This window comes from Yersinia alsatica, assembly GCF_025133195.1.
Classification (GTDB): Bacteria; Pseudomonadota; Gammaproteobacteria; order Enterobacterales; family Enterobacteriaceae; genus Yersinia; species Yersinia alsatica.
In genome coordinates this window covers 965,622-983,684 of the sequence record NZ_CP104006.1, presented here as the reverse complement: position 1 = coordinate 983,684, position 18,063 = coordinate 965,622, and the positions used below count along the sequence as shown (strand labels likewise).

Here is an 18,063-nt window from a genome sequence, read left to right as displayed (position 1 = left end):
TTAAATCTTTGCCGTCGCCAGATACTTTTTCATCTCTTCAGCAGGCACCATCCCACCGCCGGTTGCCCACACCAGATGGGTGGCATTTTGCATTCTCTCAGCACTAAAGTGATTGCTCTGCAAATAATCGTGACTACCACTAACTCGCGCCGGGCCGGGCATCCCCGCCAGTGCCGAAGGCTCCAACTGAATACCTTCATGCCGATTAAGCAAGCCCAGCAAATCATACATTTCGGCATCACTTAAGGTATAGAAACCGTCCAGCAAACGCTCCATGGCCCGACCAACAAATCCGGATGCCCGCCCTACCGCCAAGCCATCTGCGGCAGTAATATTATCGATACCAATATCCTGCACAGAAATATCATCATGCAAACCGGTATAGACGCCCAATAACATACAAGGTGAATGCGTCGGCTCGGCAAAAATACAGTGGACATGGTCACCAAATGCCAATTTCAAGCCGAAAGCTACACCACCGGGGCCACCGCCCACGCCACAAGGGAGATAGACAAACAGCGGGTGATTTTCATCAACCAAGATCTGTTGCTCAGCAAACTGCTTTTTCAAGCGGCTGCCTGCCACCGAATAACCGAGGAACAAGGTTGGCGAGTTTTCATCGTCAATAAAGAAGCAATTTGGATCAGATTCTGCCTGCTTGCGCCCCTGCGCAACCGCCACGCCATAGTCCTGCTCATACTCAACCACATTGACACCGTGCTCGCGCAGTTTGCGTTTTTTCCATTCACGGGCATCCGCGGACATATGCACACTGACACTGAATCCTAACTTGGCACTCATAATGCCAATCGACATCCCCAGATTACCGGTGGACCCCACAGCAATGCGGTACTGGCTAAAGAACTGGCGGAAATCATCTGAAAATAGCTGGCTGTAATCATCAGTTTCAGTCAGTAACCCGGCTTGTAGCGCCAGTTTTTCCGCATGAGTCAAAACTTCATAAATGCCACCGCGAGCTTTAATCGAACCGGAAATCGGCAAGTGGCTATCTTTCTTGAGCAGTAAGCGACCCGTGATTTCAACCCCGTAGCGCTGTTGCAGCACTTGCTGCATCGCCGGGATAGCCACAATATCGGACTCAATAATGCCCTGCGTTTTTTGTGTTTCAGGGAATGCCTGACACAAATAAGGGGCAAAGCGCAGCAACCGAGCTTCAGCATCAGCAACATCCTGTTGCGTCAGCCCGACATAAGGCAGCCCTTTTTCAAGGGTGGTCACCTGCGGGTTAAACCACGTGACTTCCTCCAAATTGATAAGCTTTTTGACCAAAGGGTAGTCGGTAATTAATTTATCAATTTCAGTGCTTTTCATAGAATGTCTCTTTTCGATCATATGATGTAAGAAAGTAGGAAAGTGGTGCCTAATGCAATCACCGACGCGATAAAGGTCGCGGTGGTGTAATATTTAAATGTCTCACTCAGCGTCGCGCCGCAATATTGTTTTACCAGCCAGAATAGCGAGTCAGTGACGATGGTGAAACCAATAGCACCGGAGCCAATAGCCAGAGTAATAATTTCCGGGCTGACATTGGGGTACATCGGCAATATAGGTGAAACAATGGCGGTTGCTCCCATCATTGCCACAGTCGCCGAGCCAACCGCAGCATGTAGAATCAGCGCCACCAGCCACGCCAATAGAATGGGGTGCATATCCAGATTGGATAAAATCACCGCCAACGCATCCGCCAACCCACTGGCTTTTAATATTCCGTTAAATGCGCCACCAGCACCGATGATCAACAGAATATTGGCAATAGAAGCAAAACTATCTTCGGTTTTCGCCAGTAGCGTACTCATCCCCATATTTTGCCGGATACCCAGCGTGTAATAGGTAACAAAGGCGGCAATAAACATGGCGGTAATAGGATTACCAATAAACTCTAAGAGTAAATAGAGACTGGTGCCCTTCTCCATATTCAGTTCTGCGGCGGTTTTTGCCAGCATCAGAATAATCGGCAGCAGCACGGTAAATAAGGTGGCCCCCAATGACGGCAGCTCATCTTCATTGCGTACTTTAATTTCAGAGAATGCTTGCGGCACGGTTTTAAATGGCAGGCGTTTGCCCACAATACGCAGGAAGAGTGGCCCGCCAATTAATGATGCCGCCAACCCGACCACCAGCCCGTAAACAATCACTTTGCCAATATCAGCCCCTAATGCATTGGTGACGTACATAGCAGCCGGATGCGGTGGCACCACGCAGTGGACCGCCATCAAAGCAGTACACAGCGGGATAGCTAACTTCAGCAATGAGGTATTGGTCTTTTTGGCGATGGAAAATGCCAATGGAATCAGTAAGACAACCCCCACCTCAACAAACAGAGTGATGCCGCAGATTAACCCGACCAACACCATAGTGACATCCGGTGATAGCCAGCGGCAGCGTTGTAAGGTAATACCGATGCGCTCTGCGGCACCGGATATTTCCATCATTTTACCTAAAATAGTCCCTAGCCCAATCACTGCGGCTAAAAAGCCCAGTGTGCCGCCAATTCCGCCTTCAATGGAATTCACCATTTCCAGCGGATTCATGCCCATTAATAACCCGACATAGAAACTCGCTAATAACAGCGCCAGAAAGGGATGTATTTTTAGTTTTACAATGGTGAAAATAATAATAATGATGCTCGTTAATAACGTCCCCACTACCCATATTTGTGAGTCCATAGCCAACCTCTTCTAATAATAAGTTCTGCCCTCATTGAATAAGAATTGGCCGGTACTGACAAATGATAAAAAATGGCTTTCAGATGAACTAGATTGAACCAAAAGTGCAATATTGGTCAAAGTTTTACTATTAACTCAGATTTGCATCACATTAGATAACCCTAATCACTGCTTTGGTGGGTCATTGCGGTATACTATTTCAACAAAAAAGATTGCCTGAGAAGCCACCATGTACCCAGAAAAAAGCTATATCACCCGCAATAAATTACTGAATGGCTATCAGCTATCGAAACTCTATACCTTCGAAGTTGCTGCGCGACACTGCTCATTTGCACTGGCGGCTGATGAGTTATCTATCAGCCCCAGCGCAGTCAGTCATCGAATTAATAGCCTGGAAGAAGAGTTAGGTTTCAAACTGTTCCAGCGCTTTCACCGCAAAGTGGAACTCACCGCTGAAGGGGAACGGGTATTTTGGGTGCTGAAATCGTCACTGGAATATCTGAATCAGGAAATCCTGGAAATAAAGAATCAGGAACTCTCCGGCACACTGACCCTCTATTCTCGCCCTTCCATTGCCCAGTGCTGGTTAGTCCCGAAACTGGCTGATTTTGCCCATCACTACCCTGCCATCAGCTTGAATATTCTGACTGGCAATGAAAATGTCAATTTCCAAGGTGGCGGTATTGATTTAGCCATTTATTTTGATGATAAAACGCCAGAGAAGCTCTCCTATCAGCACTTAATGGATGAATCTATGGTGCCGGTCTGTAGCCCGGAATATGCCGAAAAACATCAGCTTAATGGCAACCTTATCAATTTACGGCAATGTACCTTGCTGCATGACCGCCAAGCCTGGAGTTATGATTCGGATATCAGCGAGTGGAATACTTGGGGCCAGCAAGTGGGTTTTGATATTGACTCCACACAGCGCAGTATGGGTTTCGACCGCTCAGATTTGGCGATTATCGCCGCCATGAATCATGTCGGTGTCGCCATGGGGCGTAAGAAACTGGTGACCAAACGGCTGGAAAACCAAGAGCTCATCATGCCCTTCCCCAATCTTGAAGTCAGGTGCGAGCAGCGCTATTACATTTCGACCCTGTCAGACCGGCAGTGGCCAAAGATTAATGCCTTTATTCAGTGGTTAAAAAAGATGGCGGATGAGTCTTAAAAAACAGGCGCTTATGCCATATAAGCGCCTGAATAAATCATGACATTGCAGCCGCTTTCTGCGCCAAATCACGGCTGTACTGCCGGCTGGCATCCACCAGCATATGGGTATAGGCGGTTTTTTCGCAGTCGGTGGTTAAATCCTCGGTATTCAGCGTTTCCAGTATGCGGCCATGTTGCATCACCGCCACACGGTGGCACAGATGCGCGATAACCCCTAGATCGTGGGTCACCAGCAGATAAGTGAGCTTCTCGCGCTGTTGTAATTCCGCCAGCAGATTGAGAATTTCGGCTTGTACCGACACATCCAGCGCCGAGGTCGGTTCATCCAGCAGCAAGACGCGCGGCTCAAGAATTAGCGCCCGTGCAATGGCCACCCGCTGGCGCTGGCCGCCCGAGAGCTGGTGCGGATAGCGCTGGCGAAACAGCCTATTCAGACCCACTTTTTCCAAAATGGTATCAATGCGCTGGTCGCGGTCACCCATGCCGTGAATGGCAAGCGGCTCGGAAAGAATGTATTCAATAGTATGACGTGGATGCAGTGATCCATAAGGGTCTTGAAACACCATCTGCACATGGCGGCAGCGATCGCGCTCGATCCGGTGTGCCAGCGGCATTTGGTTCAGTGTGAGCTGCCCTGTCCAGTGATTAAATAACCCCGCCAGACATTTCAGCACCGTGGTTTTGCCCGAGCCGGACTCCCCCACTAAACCAAAAATTTCACCATTGTTAACCGCCAGATTCACATCAAACAGTACCTGATTCTGCTGGCTACCTTCGCCAAAAATAAGGTTAAGGTTATTAATTTCAATCATCGCATTTGCAGACATAACAGGCTCCTTAACCTTTCATCCAGGCTGGATCACGCACCATCACTGGCAAGCGATCACGGCGGTTATTCAGATCAGGCAGTGCATTGAGCAGGCCGCGAGTATAGGGGTGCTGCGCACTATCAAGATCACCAGCAGCAATGGACTCCACCACTCGCCCGGCATACATCACCAACACCCGATCGCAAAAGCTGCGCACCAGATTGATGTCATGGCTGATAAAAATCAGCCCCAAGCCGCGCTCTTGAACTAAATCATCCAGCATTGCCAACACCTGCAACCGCACAGATACATCCAGTGCCGAAGTGGGTTCATCGGCGATCACCATTTCTGGCCCGGTGATCAGCATCATGGCTATCATAATCCGCTGCCCCTGACCGCCAGAAACTTCATGCGGATACAGGCGATACACCCGCTGAGGCTGGCGAATACGCACCACTTCAAACATTGATAGCACCCGCTCCCGCGCCTCCTGACGCGACACTTTATGGTGTGCCAGATAAGCTTCCGCCACCTGATCGCCGACGCACACCACCGGGTTCAGGGAGTATTTTGGGTCTTGCATAATCATCGACATCCGCTTGCCGCGCACTTCACGCATTTTGGCTTCATTGGCGCGCAATAAATCCACTTCAGCAAAGCGCAAGGTGTTGGCATGGATTTGTGCACTGGCGGGATGCAGTTTCAGCAGTGCGCGCCCTACTGTGGATTTGCCTGAGCCGGACTCACCGACAATCGCCAGTTTCTCTTTGCCCAGCGCAAATGAAACACCGCGCACCGCGTCAGTCACCTGTTTGCCATTAACGAAGCTCACCCGCAGGTCATCCACTTCCAGCAAAGGCACTGATTTATTCTGTTCTAGGATCGAGGATGTCACGTAGGCCATCTCCTAAGAAGTTAAACGCCAGACTGTTTAGCAGGATCGCCAACCCAGGGATCGTCACCAGCCACCAGCACTCCATCATGTAACGGCGACCGCTGGAGATCATCGCCCCCCACTCAGGATCCGGTGGCTGAGCCCCCAAACCCAGGAAGCCCAAGCCCGCGGCGGTCAAAATAATACCGGCCATATTCATGGTGATACGGATAATCACCGACGGCAGACACAGCGGCACGATGTGACGCAGCAAAATACGCAGCGGCGATGCGCCCTGCAATTTCACCGCCGAGACAAAATCGGCATTGCGTAGCGAGAGAGTTTCGGCTCGCGCCAGACGGGCAATCGGCGGCCAGGCGGTCAGTGTTATCGCGATAACCACATGCTCCAGACCGGGGCCCAAAGCTGCGACGAATGCCAGTGCCAGCACCAAACTCGGGAACGAGATAAAAATATCGGTAATACGCATTAAGATGCTATCGACCTTGCCACCGAAGTAACCAGCGACCACGCCAAGTAACAGCCCGATAGGCCCGACCGTCACCGACACCAGTGCCACAATGTACAAAGTAGTACGCGCACCATAAATCAGGCGGCTGTATTGATCCCGGCCAAATTCATCAGTACCAAACCAATGCTGGCTACCGGGAGCCTGTAATGCATTACCGAGATCTTGTGCCAGCGGATCATGGGTTGCTAGCCACGGCGCAAAAAAGGCCACCACCAACAACAAGCCAATAATGGAAACACCAATGGCAGTAAGCGGGTTTCTCATTAAAGTGTGGAAGAAGCTAACTACCCGCCGTAGCCCGCGCTTCCAACCCTGATTTTTCATTTCAGGGCGTGCCACGACATTATCGGGTTCAGAGGAAAGCATCATTGATTCGTCCTCGGGTCAAAGATCTGATACAGCATGTCAGACAGTAAATTCAGTGAAACGAAGATCAAGCCAACCAGCAGCACGCAGCCCATCACCGCATTCATGTCGCCGAGCAATAAGCTGCCGGTCAAATACGAACCAAAACCGGGCCAAGAGAAGACGGTCTCAATCAATACCGCCCCTTCCAATAATGAGCCGTAAGCCAGCGCGACAACCGTCAGTAATTGCACCAGAATATTGCGAAAAGCATGGCCCCACAGCACTTGAAACTCAGACAAGCCTTTCACTTTGGCGGTAATGATGTATTCCTGCGATAGCTGCGCCAGCATAAAACTGCGGGTCATACGGCTGATATAAGCCAATGAATGGAAGCCAAGAATGGTGGCCGGCAACAGCAAGTGATTGACCGCACTGCGGAATACTTCCCACTCGCCCGCCAGTGCCGAGTCAATCAGCAGTAAGCCAGTGCGCCGGTCAACTAAACCGTCATAGGCCATATCGACCCGCCCGGCACCGCCCACCCAATTTAACCAAGCATAGAACACTAATAGCCCCATCATCCCGACCCAAAAAATCGGGGTTGAATAGCCCGCCAGGCTGATAAAGCGCACCACATAATCAGCAAATTTGCCATGGCGTGCTGCCGCCATAACCCCCAGAGGAATGCCCAGACCGGCTCCCACCAAAATAGCCATAGTGGCCAGTTCAATGGTTGCGGGGAACACACGAATGATGTCATCAACCACTGGGCGACCCGTGAGCAAAGCATTGCCGAGATCACCGTGGATAAGTGAATTAAAGTAGATAAAGAACTGTGTCCAAAGCGGCTTATCAAGCCCCAGTTGCAGATAAACCTGCTGATAGGTACTTTGATCGGCATCCTGACCGACTATCGCCAAAACCGGGTCAATCGGCATGACCCGGCCGATAATAAACGTCAGGATCAATAAACCGAATAGAGTCACGGCTACCTGAAAAAGGCGCTTTGATAAACGCCGCGCGATGCCATGCGGTGCAAACCAGTCTGAAACCTTCATGCTATCCTCCCGATACGGGCAAAACACACTGGTGCCTTGCCCTAGGTTTAGGTTGCTTGCCGTGAATTATCGCTGCTTATACACCTGTAGCAGGCGGGTTGTGGTGGATGGATGCGGGACGTAATCAACTACGTCTTTGCGCAGCACGACGGAATCAACCATTTGTGAAATCGGTAAGATGGCCGGGAATAGCGCGTCGTAGCGCTCCTGTACTGCCACGTACATTTGCTTTTGCTTGGCCGGATCTTTCTCGATAAGCGCGTTATCAATTAATTCATTCAGCTGTTTATCGTAGAAAGAGGTGCGCCAGCCCTGGAAGTTGGTCAGCTTGGCGGCATCACTGTTATCCGGGTTATAGGCAATTGAGCGCAAGCTAGAATGAGGATGAGGATCAACGCCGCCACCGCCACGGCCCACCAGCATATCGAACTGGCGATCCCGCATGGCACCATAGACCTGATTACCGGTGCCGGTCAGAATTTTGGCTTGGATTCCGGCTTGAGCCAGTGTGGATTGAACCGCAGTGGCGACGTTGATAAATGGCGGATCAGACAGCACCCGCAGGGTGGTGGTGAAACCCTCGGGATAACCCGCTTCCGCTAGCAGCGCCTTGGCTTTCGCCACATCAAGTTTATAGCCGGGATCGGGCAGTGTGACATCCATCCCTTTCTGGATCGGGCGTTGATGGAAGATCCCATAGCCCGGCATGATAGTTTTATTAATCCCATCATAATCAATTAAATACCGCACCGCTTCGCGCACCTTAGGATTGGCGAAATGCGGCTCTTTCAGGCTCATAGCAACATAATAAATGGTGCCGCGCTGAACTTCATCGACTTGAATTTCCGGGTTATTTTTCAGTGCATTAATATCGGGCACCGACATGCCACTGGCAATATCAATATCCCCTTTTTCAATCATTAACCGTAGCGCTTGCGACTCCGTCATATGGCGGAATATCACCCGCTTCATTTTGGCGTCACCTTGCCAGTAATTATCCACCCGGCTGATACGCAACACATCTTTTGCCTGCCAAACATCCAGCTTGAATGGCCCTGAACCCGCTTCATTGGTGGTCAGCCAACCATTGCCCCAATCACCATTTTTCTCATGTTGCATCACCGTGGCGCGATCAAGAATCGAGCCACTGCCCAAGGTTGCCAGCGAATAAATCACCAGCTTCGGGTCGGTCGGCTTAGGTAGCTCAATCTCCACCGTGAGGGGATCTTTAGCGCGGATCAATTGCTCCACGTTATCGGCGGTAAAGCCGTAGGATTTCCAAGTCGTGGCTTGCGCCAGATTCAGATGCATCAGGCGATTCATTGACCAGGCAAAATCGGCAGCCGTCACCGGATTGCCAGAGTGGAATTTCATTCCCTCACGCAAGGTAAAGGTGATTAACTTGCCGTCGTCACTGATTTGCCACTCAGTGGCCGCACCGGGCAGGACTTTGCTCGGCGTGTGTGGGTCCAATTCCACCAAGGAGTCATACAGATTAACAATGATAGAAACGGCATCATTGCCGGTCATGGCGGCCGGATCGAGTGACAGCAGGTTGTTCATATTCATGCCAACAATCAGTTGGTCATTGGGTGTTTTAGCCATACTGACGCCAGCCGACGTCAGGGTAATCAGTAGGGTAAGGAGGAGTGTTCTGACTATTATTATCGCGTTCATGGACCATTCTCCGGTAAGAAAAGGCGAGATCTGAATGCTTGTTTTTATAGGTCGAAATAATTTTTAAGCCGCGAAGAAATTATTCAATGGCTTCAAGAACGCAGGGTATTGGCTGCGATATAGTCGAAGTTAATATCCTCGCCTAATCCTGGGCGCGTCGGTAACGAGACATAACCGTCACTGTCCATCGGGTCGATGATGCTGTTGAGGTAAGCAGCGGGCTCATCGTAATCAAGGAATGGATGCAGTAACCCACGCTCATACCAGCGGCAGTTACGGATGGCACCGACAACCGCCAGATTTGGCGCGCCATTACCGTGAATCTCACAATCCATGCCGAAGGATTCCGCTAAATGGGCCACTTTCAAGCAAGGCGTGATGCCGCCTACGCCCTGAACACCGGCACGTAAAATATCGCAGGCACCGGCTTTCACCCAATCTGCACGGCTGAAGTATTTCCCCGCCAGACTTTCAGGCCCGATGATGTCTATCTGTAGGTTTTCCCGCAGCCAGCAATAAGAAGCCATGCTCTGCTCTTCCATCGGCTCTTCAAACCAGCTGAAATTCAGTTTTTGCAGTTCGCGGCCAATATAGAGGGCATCACTACGGCTGTACCAATGGTAGCCATCCAGCATCAAAGCAATATCTGGCCCGACGGCTTCACGTACCGCAGCACAGGCGCGGACATCCATTTGTGGACTTGGCGCAAAGGAGACCGGCGGCATCCAAGTATGCAACTTAATGCCCTTATAGCCTCTGGCGACCAATTGCTCGGCAAAACACGCATACTCATCCGGGGTGGATAGCCCACCCGCGAGCTCATCACCGCACATGGTGCTGCCGTAGGCCAATACTTTGTCGCGATAACCGCCCAGCAATTTATAGACTGGCTGACCCAATTTGCGCCCCAGCAGATCCCAAATAGCCTGCTCAGCGATAGCCAGTGCCCGGTCGGTTAACTGATTGGCGCTGCCGCGCTGCCAGTGGACTAAGTCATTCCACAGCCGCTCGCGGTCAAACGGGTTCTGCCCGATCAACACTTTCTTAAAGAAGCTGTCGATGATGTGCGGACGAATCACTTCCGGTGGGGCGAATGCATAGCCACAGTCACCTTCGTCAGTGGTCAAGGTCAGCATGGCCATTTTTGCCAGTGATTCCTCACCGGGGTGCGAATGCCCAGCGGTATCAGAAACACGCCGGGTGGGATAAGAAAATACAGTGACGTCTACGGATATTATTTTCACCTGATTACCTGCCTTTAGAGTTCATTTCGTTTTCAGTCGGAACAGTGATTGCCTCGCTGATATCTCCTGACTAAATGGCCGCTATCCCTGTGAGCTCAAATCGTTAATCCCTTATTTTTAATGATGATTTATTCACGCTTAATATTAAAACGACGGATCTTTTAAAATGGAATTACATTTCACTTAACCAGTATTGGAGATAACTGTCGATTAGTCATTAGGAAATTGGCTGCAAAAAAGACAATAAAGGCAGGGTTTTTTGGGCAAATGCATAAATTATTGTGAGCCCCATCACGATGAAATAGGGGAAAAGTGTCCGACATCACAAAATGCGCGGGAGGGGCGTGGGTTATCATCCTTATTCATGCTGCTGCCCAGCGCCAAACTTGCTTTTTTTTCAATCAATAGACAAAGGCTATCTCAACGATAGGCAAAGCTGCCCCACTAGCTTGATAAAGGTCAACCATCACTCAGCACAGCCCAGAGATAATCCCACTCAATAAATAAGGTTATTGACAGGATAAAAACCCTATACCCAACATTATTGGCATTGCAGCTCGGTAGCAGCCAATACGAAGGGGATAAATGTGAAAGTGACTTATCACTTTCCACACAACAAAGGAGTGCTGCTGTGATAAGAAAATGGCTAATTGGCGGAGGTATATTAATAGTTGCAGGTTATCTGGGTGTAGCTGGCTATATCTACATGACGGATAACGCGCGCAGTAAGGCATTAATCAGCGAGGAAAAACTAATAACCAACGATGCAATCCCCTCTGTGAACAACACCACACTAACCAACCAACAAGTCAGTAATTTGTTTTATCAAAAGGGCTGTGATTATTGCCATACAAGCAGTGCATCCCTGCCGTTTTATGCTGTTATTCCTGGCGTGAAGCAATTAATGGATTACGATATTCAACAAGGCAGTCAATATTTTTCATTGGAACCGACCTTATTGGCTATTAAAGAAAATAGAGCCTTACCAGAGGCTGATTTAGCTAAAATCGAATCGGCCATTGCCCGCGAACAAATGCCACCACAACGTTTTGAAGTTTTGCACTGGTCTTCTGGCATCAATGCCGAGGAACGTAATCAAATTCTGGATTGGGTAAAATCACACCGGGCAGAGCATTTCCCTTCAAACAGCAGCAGTGACATGAAGCACCTGACATTGCAGCCTCTGCCGGATGCCCTGCCAGTAGACAGTAAAAAAGTCGCACTAGGTTCGCGTCTCTTCCACGACCCAAGACTCTCCAGTGATAACACCGTCTCCTGCGCTAGTTGTCATTTGCTAACAAAAGGTGGGGTTGATAATCTGGCAACCTCGACTGGGGTTGGCGGTCAGAAAGGCGGAATTAATGCCCCAACAGTCTTCAATGCCGTATTTAATGTTAATCAATTCTGGGATGGCCGCGCCGTTGATTTACAACAGCAGGCTGGCGGGCCACCGCTTAACCCGGTAGAAATGGCCTCAGCGTCATGGGATGAAATCATTAATAAGCTGCAACAAGATACGCAGTTGACTCAAGAATTTGTTCAGGTTTATCCGCAAGGTTATTCCGAACAAACCATTACTGATGCCATCGCTGAATTTGAGAAAACCTTAACCACACCAAATAGTCCTTTTGACCGCTATTTGCAAGGGGATACGAATGCCTTAACTGCCAGTCAGAAAAATGGCTTGGCGTTATTCCAGAAAAATAAATGCGATACCTGCCACGTCGGTAAAAATCTTGGCGGGCAGTCTTATGATCTGATGGGATTAGCGGGTAATTACTTCGCTGATCGACCAAGAGAGCTGACTGCTGATGACCATGGGCGTTTTAATGTCACCAAAGATCCCCGTGATATGCACCGCTTTAAAACACCGGGTCTGCGTAATATTGCACTGACAGCCCCTTATTTCCACGATGCTCAAGCCGAAGATCTAACTCAAGCGGTCGAGATGATGTTGAAATATCAGGTCGGTACTAATCTGCCACCACAGGATGTTCTAGATATCGTCGCGTTCCTCGAAAGTCTGACCGGGGAATATACGCCTTATAAAGAATAAGTATTAATATCAAAAGTATCCGCAGAGTGGTTTATCTGCGGATACTCTTTTATAAAAAGAGATCCCAAACAGCACTTAAACATGATTATGTTGCGTGAAGATGAATCCCATTTATTGATCTTGATCATTATCGGTAGACCCTAGGATTTTTCCTACACAGATGGGTATCTGTTCCCATACATCATGACACATCCCTTTGTTATCATCCTCTCACTGATTTAGAACACAAATATTCATTAAATTGAATTAATAAATAATACACCTTAATTACATTTGTAATTAACTCTATTAATTACATCCAATAAGTATCCCCCTCATTAATAACGTCTCACTGGAGAACATGTAGACACCAATAAATTTATATAAATTAACCGGGAATTTTACCTCAATGAATATTCATATAAAAAGAACCTACCTTAGTATCGCTATTTCTTCCATTATTTATACAGCGACCTCAATGAGTGCTAATGCTGCACCTTGTGTGGGTTATACCGTCTCCGATATTTGTGAACAATCTAAATTTGGTGCGGGTGAATTTCACAGTATCTCACTAGGCGATGGCGTAACGGCAGGTACTGAAGACCATCACTTTGTTTTTAATGGTGATGGATATGAACTCTATCAACCTCATGATTATTTTGGCGCATCAGTTGCCCTCGGCACTATTCGTTATACTGAAGTTAATAATAGCCGCTTTACAATCACTGGCACTCACTATCAGGGTGGAGCAACTTATGAGGGCCGGGCAGAAAATACCACACTAAATAATAGCCTGATGTGGGTGATGACTTCAGCTGATCAGACTATTGCTAAAGGTAATTCCGCGGTAGTTGTTTCGACCCAATTTGCTATGGGTGGGAATGTTTACACTGAAACGGCAGAAGATGGCAGTATTGAATTCAATCCCTATATCACCGATAGCCGCTATCAAGATACTTCCTATGAAATGTTATGGGGTATGAAGAACGAGTCGAAAAACTGGGATACTAAAGCCACATCTTACAACTCGGAATTTGTTGACTCCAGCCGACAGATTGTGGCTGCTAATGGCCATAGTGTTAATGCCACATTCGCTGATACATCTTACCAGCGTATTGATGCTACCGGGCTTTCCAGCAACGCTGTATTCAACGATTCGTCTTACCAAAATATATATACTGGCGGTGAGTCGCAGAATACAACCTTATTTGATCGTGCTTATTCTTGGGTGCGCGCTGGAGGGAAATTAACCGGGCTGACAGAAGTATATAATGCGGCCTCAGTCTATCTTGATACCGATGAAACTAATGGTGCGTATGCTCAGAATATCATTCTTAATGGTGACGATACCCATTTAAGAGTGCGATATAATGCAGCCAATAATGCTTCTGCTACTGTTGATAACTTAACGTTAAATGGTGGCCAAGTTTCGTTTCTGGCGGGCACCGGTAGCAATTATACCTCACTAAATATCGGCACACTTTCTGGTTCAGGTTCTTTCTTATTTAATACCTCGATTGCAGAAGGTAAAGGCAACTTCGTGACCATCGCTAATGGCAGCGGGTCACACAAGGTGATAGTGAATGACTCCGGTGTTGAGATAACCGCTCCCGGTGAAACAACCTTAGACCTTATCCACGATATCAGTGGTAATGCACATTTTACTTTGGCCTCTATCACCGGAGCTAACATCACTGAAATCGATGGCGGCACTTATGTTTATGGCTTAAAAAAGTGGGATAACTCGGCACGAGTCGGAGGCAATCTGTGGTATTTAGGGAGCGCATTGGATGCAGGACCAGAACCAGAAGAACCCATTACCGTTGAACCAGGTCCAGCACCTGTAGAACCTGAAACTGACCTGAAAACCACCCCATCAACTGATGCTGTATTAAGTATGGCCTCTGCCAGCCAGTTTATTTTTGATGGTGAATTGCAGAATCTGCGATTACGAAAAGGCGATTTAAATAACAGTAAAGGCGATAATGCCAGTGTCTGGGGCCGCTATTTAACCAACAATACTCGTGTCAGTGCCGCCCATGATGCCGCTTATCGTTTACAGCAAGATGGTTTTGAAATTGGTGCTGATAAAGTATTTGGCCTCTCTTCCGGACAATTAGTATTAGGGGGTTTTACCTCTTATAGCAATAACCGGTTGAAACATGCCCGTGGTGGTAACAGTACCATTGATAGTTATAGCTTGGGCGCTTACGGCAGTTATTTTGATAACAGTGGCTATTATATTGATACCGTCCTCAAAGCTAACCATTTTAAGAACTCACTAAATGCCAATATGACAAATGGGGGTTCTGTACAAAGCGATTACGACCAAAATGCATTGGGGGGTTCGCTGGAGGCTGGCTACCATTACAAGCTATCCGATAATTGGTTTGTTGAGCCTTATGTTCGTACCAGTTATTTCACGGCACAAGATAAAGATATTGCACTGAACAATGGCATGAAAGCCAAAATTGATAGTAACCGCTCCGCAAAAGGCGAGTTAGGAACCCATCTTGGGACAAAATTAGATCTGAAGAATGGTGCCATTGTTCGCCCTTACGCTAAAGTGGGTATTGAAAGAGAGTTTATTAAGTCAAATACCGTGACCATCAACCAGGTAAATAACTTTAATAATGATTTCTCAGGCAATACAGCAAAATATGGGCTGGGTGTGGATGTTAATCTGACGAAGCAAACCACTCTTTATGCTGAAACGAATTATCGTAAAGGTACACATGTTGAGTCACCCATCATGGCTAACATTGGTTTTCGGATTAACTTCTAAATAACTTTTTATGAATGGCCTCTCGTAGCAATACGGGAGGCCATTCTTGCTTTCACTACTGTCCAACAACATTCCCCAATAAAATCATTGATTAAAAATAAGACATCACGTTATTCTCATTTTGACTTTTATAAAAATAACAGGAATAAAAATGAAGAAATTATCTCTGGGCATCATGATCGTGGCATTACTCAGCAGCCAACAAGTCTTGGCAAAAAGCTGGCAGGAAATAAAACAGAGCGGGGAATTGCGTATTGGTGTTCCCGGTGACTATGCCCCTCTGGCATTTCACGATAAGCAAGGGCAACTCGTTGGTTACGATATTGATATGGCAAACTCTTTGGGTGAGAGTCTAAAACTTAAAGTTAATTTTGTGCCAAGTAGCTGGCCAACACTGTCGGAGGATTTAGCGGCCGACAAATTTGATATTGCCATGGGCGGGGTGACAGAAACACCTGGCCGTGCCGCACAATTTGCATTATCCAGTCCGGTGGTCAAAAACGGAAAAATTGCCTTAGCCAACTGCCAACAAGCTAAAAAATTCCCCACACTCGATGCTATCGATAATGAAGCAGTGAAAGTCATTGTGAATCCCGGTGGCACTAACCAATCTTTTGTCGATGCTAATATCAAGAAAGCACAAATCATCCGCACCAAAGATAACGTCGCCAATTTGCAGGGTGTCCGAGATCAGAGCGCCGATATTATGTTCACTGATTTAATTGAAGGGGATTATTACCAGAGCAAAGAGCCGGGGGTATTTTGTGTCGCCACACCGGAGATATTACCCGGCACCGGCAGCTACAAAGTGTATATGATGGCAAAAGATAATCAGCCACTTCTTAGCGCAGTTAACCAGTGGTTGAGTGGCGAGACAAAATCCACCTTAGCCCACCAGTGGAATATTTCCGAATAGGCGGCCATTAATTACCCGCTATTTTTATCTTAAAATCATTGAAGCTACAGGTAGGCAGTCAGTAAATTCAACCCTGTAGCTTCAAGTAATTTGGGTTTAAGCCGTTAATCCACCATCTAGCACTACTGCCTGCCCAGTCATATAACGACTATCATTGCCTATCATAAAGGCACTGACACGAGCGACTTCTTGTGCGTCACCTAAACGCCGCAATGGGATCTGCTTACGTAATCCCTTTAAGGCATCGGCAGGCATATTGCGCGTCATATCACTGTCGATTATCCCCGGCAGCAAGCAGTTTACCCGAATGCCAAAACGGCCCATCTCAAGTGCCAGTGAACGGCCAAGGCCAATCATTGCCGCTTTACTGGCCCCATAAGCACTCTGTCCGATATTGCCTTTGATGGCGGTGACTGAAGACATCAGCAACACGGCGCCCTCGCCCTGCATCATCATGGGCGGCAAGAGGTGCTTATTCCAGTAGAAAATGGCATTCAAATTGGTATCCATGACATTACGCCAGTTATTACCATTCTGCTGAATATGTAAGCTATCGCCAGTAATGCCCGCATTATGGATAACAGCACCGGGCGGACCATATTTTTCTAACAATTGTGGGGCCAACGCATCAACATCGGCTTCATTGCTGCCGTCACAACGATAGCCAGTCACCCGACCGGGTAATCCTTCACAACTTTCGATGACATCGTGACTCTGTTGTTCACCCTGACGCCAGGTAAAAACAACATCCCACTCTTTGGCTAGCTCTTCAACCAATGCCCGACCAATGCCACGGCTGCCGCCAGTAATTAACACCCATTGCCTGCTCATAATATTACTTCTTCTGCTCAGCCAGCTTCTGACAAAGCTCGCCTAAAGTCATGTCCGGGCTTTCCATAAACATTTCGGCATTCAGCGTGGCACCGAATTCACGTTTTGCCAGCACCATCAATTCAACGTAATCCAGACTGTCGAGTTTTAACTGATGCAGAGGCATTTCAGGTGACAGTGCCGACATTTCCAAGTCTTTGGCGTCACACAACATTTCACATACGGTGTCATAAACGTGTTGATACTTTTCCATGGTCTTATCCTTTTTTAATGCGCGGCTAATGGCCACGTTTTTAATGTTACAGCGGTGGTAATTAATGGCCCGATGTCGGTGCGGGCCTGAATAGCCGAGCGCAATATCCAGCCATCTTCAGTATTGCCGACCACCAGTGTCGGCTCGATGGCATAGTGCAGTGCACTGCGGACAAATAAATTCGGGTGGTTGATGCGCAGTAAATCAGCACTGAAATGCACATCATGATGTGTCTGAATAACTGGCACATGCTTAAAAACATCAATCAAGGTTTCGGCCTGAATTCCAGGTAACACCTGTTTGGCCGTTGCCAGTGTTTGCGGAGCAGCAACCAGCAATTTAAACAGCAGCGCATCGAAAAATGCCCAGCACTCAGCCGGTTGTGAGGTGTCACCGGGGAATTGCTGGCTGAGTTGATGAACCTCATTCGCAGACAAAGAACTCCATTGCTCGCAGTCAGTCTGTACCAACGCGGGTGCACTGCGTAGCTTGCCGTTAAAGCAACTTTCGCCATTATCACTGTCGAACAAATTGCCACTCACCTGCCCCTGCGCCTGACTCAATTGCAACTGATACGGCGTATGGCATAGCACCGGCTGGCGCAAGCGCGCGTTAAAACGCAGAAAATCCGTGTCGGGCAATGCGGTTAATAACGCAGCACTGAGCTGATATTTAATATCCAGCATGGCGCGCATTCCATGCACTGTCAGTTGTTCCTGGCCCAGTTGCTGCGCATGTTGCAGATCAAAGTGGATCGGGTTGTAGTCACCAGAAAACTCGGCCCAACGTTCGGCATCACTGAGGCTGTAGTTGTAATTAAACGACGAGTTAAAAGTCATGG

Annotated in this window: 15 protein-coding genes; 4 read left to right on the top strand and 11 right to left on the bottom strand. The window is 48.1% G+C overall.

Features of this window, described 5'->3' with window-relative positions; translation table 11 throughout:
- Both dsdA and dsdX read right to left on the bottom strand, forming a co-directional pair.
- Window positions 1–1,332 (bottom strand): D-serine ammonia-lyase, encoded by a 1,332-nt coding sequence (dsdA, locus tag N0H69_RS04280; protein WP_050150231.1) that lies wholly within the window; start codon window positions 1,330–1,332, stop codon window positions 1–3.
- Window positions 1,333–1,349: 17 nt separating this feature from the next.
- Complete coding sequence (dsdX, locus tag N0H69_RS04275; protein WP_050150234.1) at window positions 1,350–2,687, bottom strand: D-serine transporter DsdX; 1,338 nt, start codon at window positions 2,685–2,687, stop codon at window positions 1,350–1,352.
- A gap of 229 nt (window positions 2,688–2,916) precedes the next feature.
- Between dsdX and dsdC the strand changes: the two genes are divergently transcribed.
- Window positions 2,917–3,858, top strand: a complete 942-nt coding sequence (gene dsdC / locus N0H69_RS04270) for a DNA-binding transcriptional regulator DsdC (RefSeq protein ID WP_050106448.1) — start codon at window positions 2,917–2,919, stop codon at window positions 3,856–3,858.
- 37 nt (window positions 3,859–3,895) lie between these two features.
- Here dsdC and N0H69_RS04265 read toward each other — a convergent pair whose 3' ends face one another.
- The 6 genes from N0H69_RS04265 to N0H69_RS04240 form a co-directional block, all read right to left on the bottom strand.
- Window positions 3,896–4,672, bottom strand: coding sequence for an ABC transporter ATP-binding protein (locus N0H69_RS04265; RefSeq protein ID WP_050106620.1), 777 nt, complete (start codon window positions 4,670–4,672; stop codon window positions 3,896–3,898).
- A 25-nt stretch (window positions 4,673–4,697) separates the two neighbouring features.
- Entirely contained in the window at window positions 4,698–5,573 is an 876-nt protein-coding gene (locus N0H69_RS04260) for an ABC transporter ATP-binding protein (RefSeq protein ID WP_072077389.1), read from the bottom strand.
- On the bottom strand, window positions 5,536–6,399 hold the full coding sequence (locus N0H69_RS04255; protein ID WP_050106621.1) for an ABC transporter permease: 864 nt from the start codon (window positions 6,397–6,399) through the stop codon (window positions 5,536–5,538). Before N0H69_RS04255 ends, N0H69_RS04260 begins: the two co-directional genes overlap by 38 nt.
- A 41-nt stretch (window positions 6,400–6,440) precedes the next feature.
- The gene (locus N0H69_RS04250; RefSeq protein WP_050106450.1) at window positions 6,441–7,481 is read right to left on the bottom strand and encodes an ABC transporter permease; all 1,041 of its coding nucleotides are present in this window, start codon (window positions 7,479–7,481) and stop codon (window positions 6,441–6,443) included.
- 66 nt (window positions 7,482–7,547) lie between these two features.
- On the bottom strand, window positions 7,548–9,086 hold the full coding sequence (locus N0H69_RS04245; RefSeq protein ID WP_375541935.1) for an ABC transporter substrate-binding protein: 1,539 nt from the start codon (window positions 9,084–9,086) through the stop codon (window positions 7,548–7,550).
- Window positions 9,087–9,250: 164 nt separating this feature from the next.
- A complete protein-coding gene (locus N0H69_RS04240; protein WP_050145643.1) occupies window positions 9,251–10,402 on the bottom strand; it encodes a mandelate racemase family protein in 1,152 nt (383 codons plus the stop codon).
- 631 nt (window positions 10,403–11,033) lie between these two features.
- Between N0H69_RS04240 and N0H69_RS04235 the strand changes: the two genes are divergently transcribed.
- From N0H69_RS04235 to N0H69_RS04225, 3 genes are all read left to right on the top strand, one after another.
- Window positions 11,034–12,458, top strand: a complete 1,425-nt coding sequence (locus N0H69_RS04235) for a cytochrome c peroxidase (RefSeq protein ID WP_050121470.1) — start codon at window positions 11,034–11,036, stop codon at window positions 12,456–12,458.
- Between the two features lie 388 nt (window positions 12,459–12,846).
- Complete coding sequence (locus N0H69_RS04230; protein WP_050106454.1) at window positions 12,847–15,222, top strand: autotransporter outer membrane beta-barrel domain-containing protein; 2,376 nt, start codon at window positions 12,847–12,849, stop codon at window positions 15,220–15,222.
- 151 nt (window positions 15,223–15,373) lie between these two features.
- Window positions 15,374–16,138: a transporter substrate-binding domain-containing protein gene (locus N0H69_RS04225; protein ID WP_050106455.1), complete on the top strand. Its 765-nt coding sequence runs from the start codon at window positions 15,374–15,376 to the stop codon at window positions 16,136–16,138.
- A gap of 96 nt (window positions 16,139–16,234) precedes the next feature.
- On the opposite strand, the gene N0H69_RS04220 is transcribed toward N0H69_RS04225, so the two are convergent.
- Genes N0H69_RS04220 through N0H69_RS04210 form a run of 3 tightly spaced genes read right to left on the bottom strand, consistent with a single transcriptional unit; the run spans window position 16,235 to window position 18,061 of the window.
- On the bottom strand, window positions 16,235–16,969 hold the full coding sequence (locus N0H69_RS04220) for an SDR family NAD(P)-dependent oxidoreductase (RefSeq protein ID WP_050106456.1): 735 nt from the start codon (window positions 16,967–16,969) through the stop codon (window positions 16,235–16,237).
- Window positions 16,970–16,973: 4 nt separating this feature from the next.
- Window positions 16,974–17,222, bottom strand: a complete 249-nt coding sequence (locus N0H69_RS04215) for an acyl carrier protein (RefSeq protein WP_004389134.1) — start codon at window positions 17,220–17,222, stop codon at window positions 16,974–16,976.
- A 14-nt stretch (window positions 17,223–17,236) separates the two neighbouring features.
- Window positions 17,237–18,061: a hotdog family protein gene (locus N0H69_RS04210; protein ID WP_050133150.1), complete on the bottom strand. Its 825-nt coding sequence runs from the start codon at window positions 18,059–18,061 to the stop codon at window positions 17,237–17,239.
- Between the last annotated feature and the right edge of the window lie 2 nt (window positions 18,062–18,063).